14 protein-coding genes and 1 pseudogene are annotated in these 10,911 nt (G+C 57.9%); 9 read left to right on the top strand and 6 right to left on the bottom strand.

What is annotated here, in order from left to right:
- Window positions 1-706: LLM class F420-dependent oxidoreductase (locus tag EXR36_14020; GenBank protein ID MSQ60714.1), on the bottom strand; the 706-nt coding region annotated here is incomplete at its 3' end.
- A gap of 378 nt (window positions 707-1,084) precedes the next feature.
- On the opposite strand from EXR36_14020, the gene EXR36_14025 reads away from it, so the two are divergent.
- The 5 genes from EXR36_14025 (at window position 1,085) to EXR36_14045 (ending at window position 5,460) form a co-directional block, all read left to right on the top strand.
- On the top strand, window positions 1,085-1,594 hold the full coding sequence (locus EXR36_14025) for a hypothetical protein (GenBank protein MSQ60715.1): 510 nt from the start codon (window positions 1,085-1,087) through the stop codon (window positions 1,592-1,594).
- A gap of 165 nt (window positions 1,595-1,759) precedes the next feature.
- A complete protein-coding gene (locus EXR36_14030; protein MSQ60716.1) occupies window positions 1,760-2,095 on the top strand; it encodes a DUF3568 family protein in 336 nt (111 codons plus the stop codon).
- 243 nt (window positions 2,096-2,338) lie between these two features.
- Window positions 2,339-4,450, top strand: coding sequence for a penicillin-binding protein 1C (gene pbpC / locus EXR36_14035; GenBank protein MSQ60717.1), 2,112 nt, complete (start codon window positions 2,339-2,341; stop codon window positions 4,448-4,450).
- Window positions 4,447-4,902 (top strand): hypothetical protein, encoded by a 456-nt coding sequence (locus tag EXR36_14040; protein ID MSQ60718.1) that lies wholly within the window; start codon window positions 4,447-4,449, stop codon window positions 4,900-4,902. Before pbpC ends, EXR36_14040 begins: the two co-directional genes overlap by 4 nt.
- Window positions 4,903-5,181: 279 nt before the next feature.
- On the top strand, window positions 5,182-5,460 hold the full coding sequence (locus tag EXR36_14045) for a hypothetical protein (GenBank protein MSQ60719.1): 279 nt from the start codon (window positions 5,182-5,184) through the stop codon (window positions 5,458-5,460).
- A gap of 30 nt (window positions 5,461-5,490) precedes the next feature.
- Here the strand turns inward: EXR36_14045 and EXR36_14050 are convergent, their stop codons facing one another.
- On the bottom strand, window positions 5,491-5,907 hold the full coding sequence (locus tag EXR36_14050; protein ID MSQ60720.1) for a hypothetical protein: 417 nt from the start codon (window positions 5,905-5,907) through the stop codon (window positions 5,491-5,493).
- A 103-nt stretch (window positions 5,908-6,010) separates the two neighbouring features.
- Here EXR36_14050 and EXR36_14055 point away from each other — a divergent pair, with 103 nt between their 5' ends.
- Window positions 6,011-6,280 carry a PepSY domain-containing protein gene (locus EXR36_14055; GenBank protein MSQ60721.1) on the top strand — a complete coding sequence of 90 codons (270 nt, stop codon included), beginning with the start codon at window positions 6,011-6,013 and terminating at the stop codon, window positions 6,278-6,280.
- Window positions 6,280-6,825 carry a cytochrome B gene (locus tag EXR36_14060; protein MSQ60722.1) on the top strand — a complete coding sequence of 182 codons (546 nt, stop codon included), beginning with the start codon at window positions 6,280-6,282 and terminating at the stop codon, window positions 6,823-6,825. Before EXR36_14055 ends, EXR36_14060 begins: the two co-directional genes overlap by 1 nt.
- An 11-nt stretch (window positions 6,826-6,836) precedes the next feature.
- On the opposite strand, the gene EXR36_14065 is transcribed toward EXR36_14060, so the two are convergent.
- Window positions 6,837-8,264, bottom strand: a complete 1,428-nt coding sequence (locus tag EXR36_14065; GenBank protein MSQ60723.1) for a DUF945 domain-containing protein — start codon at window positions 8,262-8,264, stop codon at window positions 6,837-6,839.
- A 363-nt stretch (window positions 8,265-8,627) separates the two neighbouring features.
- Window positions 8,628-9,506, bottom strand: coding sequence for a hypothetical protein (locus tag EXR36_14070; protein ID MSQ60724.1), 879 nt, complete (start codon window positions 9,504-9,506; stop codon window positions 8,628-8,630).
- Between the two features lie 330 nt (window positions 9,507-9,836).
- Here EXR36_14070 and EXR36_14075 point away from each other — a divergent pair, with 330 nt between their 5' ends.
- A complete protein-coding gene (locus EXR36_14075) occupies window positions 9,837-10,106 on the top strand; it encodes a hypothetical protein (protein MSQ60725.1) in 270 nt (89 codons plus the stop codon).
- On the opposite strand, the gene EXR36_14080 is transcribed toward EXR36_14075, so the two are convergent.
- Both EXR36_14080 and EXR36_14085 read right to left on the bottom strand, forming a co-directional pair.
- Complete coding sequence (locus tag EXR36_14080) at window positions 10,074-10,454, bottom strand: hypothetical protein (GenBank protein ID MSQ60726.1); 381 nt, start codon at window positions 10,452-10,454, stop codon at window positions 10,074-10,076. The two genes, EXR36_14075 and EXR36_14080, sit on opposite strands and share 33 nt — an antisense overlap.
- 11 nt (window positions 10,455-10,465) lie before the next feature.
- Window positions 10,466-10,549: pseudogene (locus EXR36_14085) on the bottom strand (UPF0016 domain-containing protein).
- A gap of 29 nt (window positions 10,550-10,578) precedes the next feature.
- Between EXR36_14085 and EXR36_14090 the strand changes: the two are divergent.
- Window positions 10,579-10,857 (top strand): hypothetical protein, encoded by a 279-nt coding sequence (locus EXR36_14090; GenBank protein MSQ60727.1) that lies wholly within the window; start codon window positions 10,579-10,581, stop codon window positions 10,855-10,857.
- The last annotated feature ends 54 nt before the right edge of the window (window positions 10,858-10,911 follow it).

A 10,911-nucleotide genomic window follows, 5' to 3' on the forward strand; every position in this document is an offset into this window, starting at 1 on the left:
CGGCAAAGACGATGATGGACAAGGTGGCTGGATCGCGGCCCGCGGATTCCGCGGCCTTGCGCAGGCGCGCCACGGCGGTTTTGGGATCCCACCCGCCGCGCGCGCGCGGAAACCACCCGTCGCAAAATTCCGCTACCCGGGCAAGCGTGTGGTCGGTCTCGCCGCCGAGAAATACGGGAGGATAGGGTTTTTGCCTGGGCTTGGGATATTGCCAGGTGGGATCGAAGTTGACGAACTCCCCGTGGTACTGCGCTTCTTCCTGGGTCCACAGGGCTTGCATCGCCAGCATGCGTTCGCGCATGAGCTTGAAACGGGCGTCGTAGCGTGCGCCGTGGTTTTCCATCTCGTCCGCGTTCCAGCCGGCACCGATGCCAAAGATGAAGCGTCCGCCGGACATTTGGTCCAAGCTCGCCACGCATTTCGCGGTGACAATGGGATCGCGCTGGGTGATCAATGCGATGCCCGTGCCCAGTTTCAACTTCTTCGTCGCCGCCGCCGCGAAGGATAGGGCGACGAAGGGATCGTGGGTGTGGGAATAACGCTTCGGCAATTCACCGCCGCTGGGAAACGGCGTTCGGCGGCTGGTGGGAATGTGGGTGTGCTCGCACACGAACAGCGATTCGAAGCGGCGCGCTTCCAAGGCAACCGCAAGCTCGCTCACATCAATACCGTAGTCGGTGGGAAAGTGGAAAACACCAATGCGCATCGGAGATCCTCCAAGAGATGAGGCGGCGTTATAGCATGCATTGGCTCGTTCGTTGTTTTGGCACGGGCATGCAACCCCTGGGGTTAAGATAGCGATCGGCTCGTATTCCCCGCGCTCCTGGCGCGGGCACAAATTTGGGGGGATTCCATGGGATGGGTTCGAACGCTATTCTGTCTCCTTGCGGCCGCAATCGCGGCGGCTAGTTTCGCCGCGAGCGTGGAGTTCTTCGCCCCGCAAGGTGAAGTCAAAGGCGTTCGCCAGGTCACGGCGCGCTTTAGCGAGCCCATGGTCCCCTTCGGCGATCCGCGCCTGGTCTAGCCCTTCGACATCGAGTGCGCGGAAAAAGGAAACGGGCGCTGGGCCGATCCCAAGAACTGGGTGTTCGATTTCGAGCACGATCTACCTGCGGGTGTGCGCTGCCGCTTCTCGGTCCGGACTGGGGTGACCAGCGATTCGGGCTCCCCGCTCGAGGCCGCCTGCTTTGAATTCACCACGGGCGGCCCGGCGATTCTTGAACAGCTTCCCTACGAAGGTAGCCGGATAGACGAGGAGCAAGCCTTTGTCCTGGGCCTGGATACCCATGACACCGCGGAATCCGTGCTGGCCAATGCCTGGTGCGACGTAAAGGGGATCAAGGAAAAAATCGGCTTCAAGCTGATTGAAGGCAAGGACCGCGAGGCCATCCTTAACGGCCGTGCGGAATTTCTCAACCGTTTTCAGCGCCTGTTCCTGAGTGGATCGCGGATGGATCGCATGCTCAAGGACCCCAACGATCTACCCCTGGTGATCTTGCAGTGCAAACGCCGGTTTCCCAATGGCGCGGAAATCAAGCTGGTGTGGGGCAATGGCATCGCGTCGCGCTCCGGAGATGTTCGCGGAGATTCCTAACGAGAAAATCAGTGTCGTGCCCTGACCGAACGACGTGATCGATGGTGAATTCGCTTATAACTCAAGGCGGTGTGTTACGGTTTGGGCCACGGTCATGGCTCTTGCTTTACAGGAGTGGCGGTCTTGTAGACGATCCATTATTCGTTCCACCCTGCGCCCCAGCCAATGAGTCTTATCCTAGCACTTCTCTTGATATCCGTCTTGGTGGCCATGGCAGGTTGTGCGGCCATCGCGACCGGGCTCATATCTGTTGGGGCCGGATTCGGCGTCAGCCATCACATCAGTGGTACTAGCCAGCGTACTTTCTCGCAGCCGATTTTACGAGTCAAGATGGCAACTATTGCCGCGCTCAAGCGCATGGGTATCAAGTTGGATTCGGCGGAAAAAACGAAAACGGGAGAAGTTCTCAAGGCCACCGCCAGAGGCCGCAAGATCGAGGTGGAGTTGGAGGAAATCACCCCTACCGCCACCCGCATGAGATCGGTGGCCATGAAAAATTGAGGATGGGTTCTAGATTCAGCCACGGGACAGGAGATCGTGGCGCAGACCGAGAAAATCTTGGGCCGCTAATCCACGAAGCCTCCCGCGCGCGAGCCAGCTTCCTAAGCTTCACCGATGCTTCCGATTTGTTGTCGCCGAGCGAAGGACCGCTCGGGGACGAATCGAACCAGCGCATCATTTCCATACCCTGATCGTGTAACCTTGGCGCTCCCTTGTGCCAAGTGAGTTTGAGTTTTCCGCGCAGTGAGAATTGCCTGTATTTTCCTCTGGCTGATCGCCAGTTCCGCCTCCGCCCTGACCTTTGAAGAGGTCAAACGCCTCCACATCAGCACCGAAGCGTTGCTCTATGATCGCAATGGCGAAGTGATACACCAATTGCGCGTGGACATGAAGGGCCGGCGCATGCCTTGGGTGGCACTCACGGATCTTTCTCCCAAGGTGGTGGAAATCATCGTGCGCGCGGAGGACAAGCGCTTTTTCGAGCATGTGGGTGTGGACTGGCTGGCACTCGGCGATGCAGCTTGGGATGCCGTTCGCGGTAAGCCGCGGGGGGCCAGCACCTTGAGCATGCAGGTGGCGGCCATGCTCAACGCGGATCTACGTTTACGCGGAGGGCGGCGCACCCTGGGACAGAAGTGGGACCAGATTCAAGCCGCCCGCGAACTGGAAAAGACCTGGAGCAAGCGGCAGATCTTGGAAGCTTATCTCAATCTGTCTACCTTTCGCGGAGAAGTGCAGGGCGTTGCGGCGGCCTCCCACGCCATCTTTCGCAAGCAACCCAGCGGCCTCAATGAAGCGGAAACCTTGCTACTGGCGTCTTTACTGCGTGGTCCCAATGCACAACCTGGCGTGGTAGCAAAGCGTGCCTGCATGCTGGGCAGGGCAAGCGACGCGAAATACGAATGCGCGAGGTTAAACGTCCTTGCCCTGGACACCTTGGGTGTTCCGCCCAACATCGTTCCGGCGGTGGCGCTGGCACCCCATGTGGCGCGGCAGCTTCTCTCCCCAGCTGCCCGCGAAGTGCAATCTTCCCTCGATGGCAATCTGCAAGCTTTTGCTACAGAGGCGGCGCGGCGCACGCTGCGCGATCTCTCCTTACAAAACGTAGGTGATGTGGCTGTGCTGGTGGTAGACAACGCCAGCGGGGAAGTGCTGGCCTACGTAGGCAATGCCGCGATCCATGACAAAACGCGTTTCGTGGATGGCATTCGTGCGGCGCGCCAAGCGGGTTCCACCCTCAAGCCTTTCCTATATCAGTTAGCTTTGGAGAAACAGATCCTCACCGCAGCCTCGTTGCTTGAGGATGCACCGGTGAATTTGGTCACTCCCGCCGGTCTATATGTGCGGCAAAACTACGAGAAGGATTTCCACGGTTTGGTGAGCGTGCGCACGGCCTTGTCCAGTTCCTTGAATGTGCCCGCGGTGCGCAGCCTTGCCATGCTAGGCCCGGATGTTTTCGTGGACCGCTTGCGTGCCCTCGGTTTCGATCACATCGATCGCGACGGGGACTTCTACGGTTATTCCTTGGCACTGGGCTCGGCGCAGGTAACGCTTTGGGAATTAGTGAATGCCTATCGCACGCTTGCCAATGGCGGACGGCGCTCGCCATTGTCCTTGACGATGGAGGCCAAACCGAAGGGCGAAAAAGTCCTGGAACGTGCGCCGGCCTGGATCGTTTCCGATATCCTCGCCGACCCCTTGGCGCGTAGCGTGGGTTTCGGTCTGGATACGCCCCTTAATCCGCGCTATTGGTCGGCGGTCAAGACGGGCACAAGCAAGGATATGCGCGACAACTGGTGCGTGGGATTCAGCACGCGTTACACCGTGGGGGTATGGGCTGGAAACTTCGAAGGCACTTCCATGTGGGACGTTTCCGGAGTCACGGGCGCCGCGCCGTTGTGGCAGGCGGTCATGAACTATCTGCATCGCGGCATCCCCAACGGAAGGCCGGCACCGCCGCTTGGCATCGAGCAAATCCAGATCACTTTCGATGGCGATGCCGAGCCTTCGCGCGCCGAGTGGTTTCTGGCGGGGACCGGAGAGGTTCATATTGCGGCCAAGCCAGAAGGCGCCCAACGCACCCGCATTGTGTATCCTGCGCCGGGGCAGATCATCGCTCTGGATCCCGACATACCAGGTGCGCAACAACGCGTGCTGTTTCAGGCCAGCGCACAAGTGGCGGGAAGTGCCTGGCGTTTGAACGACCAATTCCTTGGCGACGGCAGTGGCATCCTTGCGTGGGAACCGCAAGCTGGAAGCCATGTCTTGAGCTTGCATCAAGCCAACGGAACCGAATTGGACCGGGTGGAGTTCCAAGTGCGCGGCATACGATCGGAGAACAAGGGTAAGGAATGAAACATAGACCGATATTGTGGAGGGCGCTTGGCGCGATGCTGGTGACCGGCATTTCGGGCGTTCCGGCCCTTGCGAATGAGGAAGAGCTTCCACCGGTGGTGGTGCGAAAACAAAGCGGGTTCTCCTATATCTCGGGCGGGCTGGGGGAATTGGGGCGCAAAGCCATGGCCAAGGTGGCGAATAAATATCCCATGCAACTCATCTTCACGGCGGAAGGAGAAGGGCCGGATGTGGCCGGCGTGAAGGTTACGGTGTGGGATCGCAGGCTCAAGAAACAAATCGAAGCCGTGGCGGAAGGTCCGGCTTTCTACTTCACGCCAGATTCCGGCCGCTGGACCATCGAGGCGGAATACAGGGGAGAAACCGTCAGCCGCACCGTGGACCTGATTGGCCGGCGCTACATCCTTTTGGAGTTTCATTTCAAAGGCCCGGCAGCGGTACCAAACCAATGAGTGTAGCGAGAATGCGACGAACGCACACATCCGGGTCTTACAACGATTTCACCGCCCTGGTTTATGCGGCATGCTAACCGGAGGAAGGAGGTCACACTTACAGAATTCGGGAGTCAAGCAACAATGAAACGACGTGTTATCACCGCGGTTTTGGCGGTCTCGCTCTTGGTGGGTTTCAATATTTAGGCATCGGAAGACGAAGAATTTCTCCTAGAACCTCGCACCCAGAATGGAGTGGTCTATCTCTCGGGAGGGGTTGGCGCTGACGAGCGCGATGCCATGCGCGCCGTGCAACATGAATACACCTTATGGCTTTCCTTCGAGCACGAAGGCGAGGCGGTGTTAACCGCGGATACGGAAGTGGCGATCCGCGACGCTAATGGCAGGCTGGTCTTCGAAGCCGCTGCCGAGGGCCCGTGGATCATGGTTAATCTGCCAGCGGGCCGTTATCGCGTCACCGCCAAGCAAGACGACCAGTTGGGGTCGCAGATCGTGGCCGTGGGATCCAAGGGTGTCACCCGGAGCGCCATGAGATTTCAAGGAAAAGAAAAAAGCTAGCGCCACTTGGACAGGGCGCCGCCATGCGCCCTACGAAGATTCGCATATCGCACGGACCATCGACTCACGCGAGCTATTCTGCACGCTCTCCATGAAATTGGCGGCCTGAGTATCGATATTTCGTGATCCGGCCTTGGCTCCTGTCGCGAGCGGCCCCGTGTACATTTCGATGCGCGACCACTCCAGACGCTTCGTCGCACAGTCGATTTCTATGAGATGAATGGAAGACTTGTAAACGCGGGCTGACTCAACGTCGAAACGTGTATCCAAGTGATCGAACAAAAACCAGGCCGATTTGTTTTTTCCGTTGCGCACCTTCACGCTCGACAGATCGGCGTATACGTTCGATGATCCCGTGGCCGTGACATATTCCCAATCGGCTGCAAGGGCAGGCGTGGCAAGAAAAAGCGTGGGAATAGCGAGGACGATTGCGTGGAAGATTTTCATTGGCGCTAGATTCTATCAGCGTTCCAAGTTAGCTCTGGCGCTCGCCTTGTACGCAATTCGTTGCGTGTACCATGAATGCACCGGACGAGAAGGAAACTCCAAAATGCATAGGGTGACGCGTATTACTTGCGCAGTGTTGAGTTTGGCCAGCATGACCGCCTTGGCGGCCCCTGAGTGCACCAAGGCACCCAAGGAGAAATGGATGAGTGAGAAGGAGATGAAGGCCAAACTCGAGGCGCAAGGCTACAAGATCAAGCGCTTTGAAGTCCTCAGTAGCTGTTACGAGATTTACGGCCGAAACAAGGACGGTAAGAAGGTCGAAATCTATTTCGACCCGGTGGATGGGAGCATCGTCAAGCAACGAGGGGGGTAATGCCATCTCGTTATCCCGCGCCCGAAGGCTCCCGAACTATCTTGGTGTGGGATCTTTTCGTGCGGATATTCCATTGGTCCCTGGCGCTGAGTGTGTTCACTGCCTTCTTTTTCACGGAGGCTGGTGAAAAGCCCCATGAAATTGCGGGTTACCTCGCCCTTGGGTTGGTATGCGCGCGCGTGATATGGGGCATTACGGGAACGCGCTACACCAGGTTTTCGCAGTTCGTCCCAGGGCCGAAGGCGTTACTGGCCTACCTGGCTGCGATGGCCAAGCGGCGGGAGACGCGCTTTATTGGCCATAACCCTGCTGGCGCGATCATGGTTCTCGCGCTACTCGCCGCGGTGCTGGCGGCAAGTATCAGCGGTTGGATGCTGACTACGGAGACCTACTTTGGAGAGGCATGGGTCGAGGTATTGCATAAGACCGTTTCCAACGCGTTGATGAGCCTGGTTGGGTTGCATGTTGGCGGCGTGCTCTACACCAGTTGGCGCCACGCCGAGAACCTCGTACGCGCCATGATCACCGGACGCAAACCGTCATAGAGTGGCCACCGTCACTGCGTCATGCTCGCGAACGAATCAGCCAGGGTGGTGGGAACCGGAGGCTGAAATGGTTTATCGTTGAGCAACATCTGGCCGTTGCTGAAGTTGAACTTGCTGGAAATGTATTCGCCCTCTTTGATAATCCATCCTTGAGCCGCCGCGGTTTGCAGCAGGCTGGCGAGCGCCTCGGGTTGCAGGGTGGATTGGCTCGCTGGACGGGGCATTGCATTTATCATTTGCCCAATCCACGCGATGGGTAACTTTCCTTCCGCCTTGAGCACCAACTTCGGCATCAGAACGGGGATCATCGCGGCGAACTGTAGGCCCTTAAGGTCCTCCGCGGTAACCCCGTTGACGCCTAGCGTATACGACACCGATGCTTCTTTGCCCGCGTAAACTACGCGTAATTTATCTAGCCCATATTCCGGGTTGTGCAGTAGTAATTGCATCAAGTCCGATTGCATGGCCTGCATCATGGAAGCGCCCGCGTTGGGGTCGCGCAGCGCCCCGCAAGTAAAAGCGGTCTTGAATATGTGCTGCATCACCTTCGCAAAGGTTGGGCGGTGCACGCGCTTCATGGATGCTTGCATTTCGATCTCGTCCAACTTGACGTCATTGAAAGCGGCGGAGGCCGTGAACCGGGAGGTGGAGGTGAGCAGCTCTTGCTGTAAAGTGGTATCGGAGTCCAATAGGAGTTTGCTCATCTTCATGTTAAAGGCTGGCCCCGATGGATTGGGGAATGCCGCATCCGCGGACTCGATGATGAATTGCGACTTCCCCGTGGATACCCATAGGGCATCTAGTGCCAGTTCGCCCTCGCCCTTTAGATGCATGCGGCCGATCTTTAAGGAAGCGCCGTCTTTCTCGCTGTTAGCCTCGAAACCTGCGCTTGTCGCATTCATGGTGTAACGAGAATTTTCCCCTTGCCCTGAAACGGTGCCGGTCATTCCGTGCCAGATGAATTTCGACCCGTCGGGCGTGGTGAACTGGCCGGCCGGAATCGAGAAGGTTTGTCGATAGGAGCCATCGAAGCCAATGACCGTGCGCGTGCTGTAGGGTGGCTTACCGTTGAAAAATGCCCCGATGGCTTCCTGCGCTTGTGGCGGCAATACGATTTCGCTATCGATCACCGATAGGGCGGCCCTATTCCAACCGGGAAACGGGCCGTGCTGGATGTTTTCCTTTACTTGCAAGGAGAAGGGCGGTTTCCCACCGGTTCCGGCACATCCGATTTCAAGGGTCGTCGTCCGAGTGGAATTTAGGATTCCCTTGCCATGTTCAATCTTGGCCACTTTCGCGAAGGGAATTTGCGAGGCGATTTTGTGTGTCACCTCATCTAGCCGGTCGTGTGTCTTGGTGCCTAGATAGTAGGCCGCTCCAACACCCGCGCCCGCGGTAACCAGAACGGTGGCGCCGAGGCCAAGAATGGCTTTGTTCATGATCTCTTTCCTTTGTCATACTCTCATAGGGACGGGGCGTAAAGAGCAGGAACCAAGCCAGGGTGTTTAGCCGTTAAGGTGCGAGTGGGATCTCCCTAGACGGCAAACATGTGTACTGCGGGGCATATGTCAACGCAATCTAAACTCCGTAGTCGCCGCCTTGAGGCGAATGATGGGACAAGCTATTCCCGGCCGCGATTTCCACCGCCGGTTGCTCCACGGCGAGCGCTTGCGAAGATGCCGCTTGCAGTGCCGCCAGCATGATGGCCGCCCATAACGATTTCAGTGTTCCCTTCATGACAAACTCCTTTGCGCGTGCGTATCGGGTCGTGTTCAATCGGTTCGTGTCCACTCTGCGTCTCCTCAGTCGTTGGCCAACAAATCTATGAAGCACCGATACTCACGTGCGTTCCCGAAATCCCCGTCCTCGTCATGCTCCGGGCTCATGAATCTGGCAAGAGCACGGTCTCGGTCCTCCGGGGCCGCGCCGAAGCCTTTGCATTTTCGCGCTTCGGTCAAGAAATGGGTGAAGCCGCGCCGGTCATCCAGCAAACTCGTCATGCGCAAGCAGTGTTTGATCGCCAGGGTGCGATCACCGTCCAGTTTGGTTCTTTCAAGAACGTTCTTTTGTTCCGCCAGTATGCTCTTCAGGCATTCCCGGTAGGTGTCCTCGGACATCAGCTTCCGGTTACGCTCGCCAAAGTGCATTTCGCGGCGGATGTTCAACAGGTTGGTTTCGTAGCGGGGCAATAAACCGGGGGCGGATTTGCGTGCCAGTGCGACGGCGCGTTCGAAGGCTTGTTTCGCATCCGGCACGCGTCCCTTTACGCGAAGAATCGTGCCGGTGAGGGCGGCCACGCAGGCCCAAGTGTCCGCAGAAACCGGGCGCTCCGGCACATTGTCCCCGGCTTTTTCCACTCGCGACAACAGATCCAGGGCAGCATCGAGGTTGGCATCGGGCCTTCGCAGTGAATCCATCACCAGTTCCAACCAGGGCGCCTTTTGTCCCAGGAAGGCATAACTGCCCCAGGGAGTGAGCCTGACAAAGGCTTCGTTGTGGATCCATAGGGCCACATCGGCGGGAATCGGACGCTTCATCTGCGTCCAATAATGCAAGTGCGAGCGCGTGTATTTGCCGTGGACGGCCCCCGCGTTCTTGTTGATCTCGTTCACTGTCCGGGTGGTGCCCAGATCCTTCTGTAAACGCCCAAGTAACTCAGCCGCCTTGGAATCTCTTTGCATAAGCGCTCCTTTGTTCGTTGCGCGAAGCCCGCGAAGCACCGGGAACGGTTTCCACCGCCGGTACGTTGAGAGCCGCGCCTTTCAAGCCGGTGAAAGACACCGCCAGTTCGATCACCGCCCATGCATTCTATATGCCCATAGCATGAGCGCAAGCAAGGCGTTGCGTTTCCGTAACGCGTATGTGCATGGCTTGCTCCGGCGTTGCGAATCCGAAACCTTGGAGCGTGCGTGTTGCGCTTTGGATCACGAAGATGCCAGTGCGACACGGCAAGTGCGCTCAAACGGCCAAGCGTCCATCGCCGTCGTGATCAACGGCCGAAGGAAAAAACTATGTACCCGAATCGTAAGTTCAAACATCAAGTTCTGGCCGCCATCGCGGTGAGCGCCGCGCTGTTCGCGGGCGCGGCCCAAGCGGACAAATCCAATGGCGCATCTCCCAAATGCTCGAGCCCGAACACGGCGCTGTGCGGCAAGGTGAGCGCAGACGTGAACCGGTGCGTTCAGGACAAGTCGTGCAGGATCGAAGCGCGGAGAAAAGACCCCGACGAACGCTCCGCGCTCTGGCTGCTAACGGAACTGTTTTTCTCGCGGGACCGTTGACCGCTGCGGCGGCCAAGCATAACCCATTGGAGTGCGTGCTTGGCCAGTCCTTGGGGAAGTCAAAGTTGCGTGGGGAAGGGATGCTTTAAGTTCCGCACGCGGGCGAGCCGCCTCCGCGGGAGGCATGGCGTCCGAACACAGATGAATCTCCATGGCGGAGCGGAAGATCTCCTCGTAAATGGCTAGGCGCTTGCGATTGACCTCCGGGGTCAGCGACGCATCGTGGGTGACCCGCGGGAGCGCGCACGAATAGACCTTCTTTCCCACCCGCCAGACGTGCAGATCCGTGATCACGGGGTCGAGCCACTGCCAGCCATAAATCCAGCCGGATAGGTCCTCGGTGTGCATCTTCATTCTCCTTAGAAACCCAGCCTAGCACCAGCACCCAGCAAAGCCGCCACACCGAGCAAGGCAAAAATCGCCGCAGCCACCGAGCGCACCAGCCACCGAGCGCACCAGCCTCATCGGAATATTGGCTGCCAGTTTGCCGCCGGCAAATATAGAGGTGGCTCCGGTTAATTGGACAGATTTCGGGCAATTGTCCTTTTCCCTGCGGGTGGAGAAATCTAGTCAACCGGACCGGGATCGACCGCTATGGCTGGTAAAACCATTGTGGCGGGTTGTTTCAGATCCCGATCGCGGCTTGATTTACGAATTCGCCACCCACAGCGGGGCAGCGGCGAAAGCGAAGGAATTTGCCGAGGATCGCGTGGCGGAGGGTATAATTATTGTAATTATTAATTATTATTGATGCGAATAGTGATAATAATTTATGTGAAAAATCCATTGTTCGTTACGACTGGGG

This window comes from Betaproteobacteria bacterium (assembly GCA_009693245.1).
In the GTDB taxonomy this organism is placed as follows: Bacteria; Pseudomonadota; Gammaproteobacteria; order Burkholderiales; family SHXO01; genus SHXO01.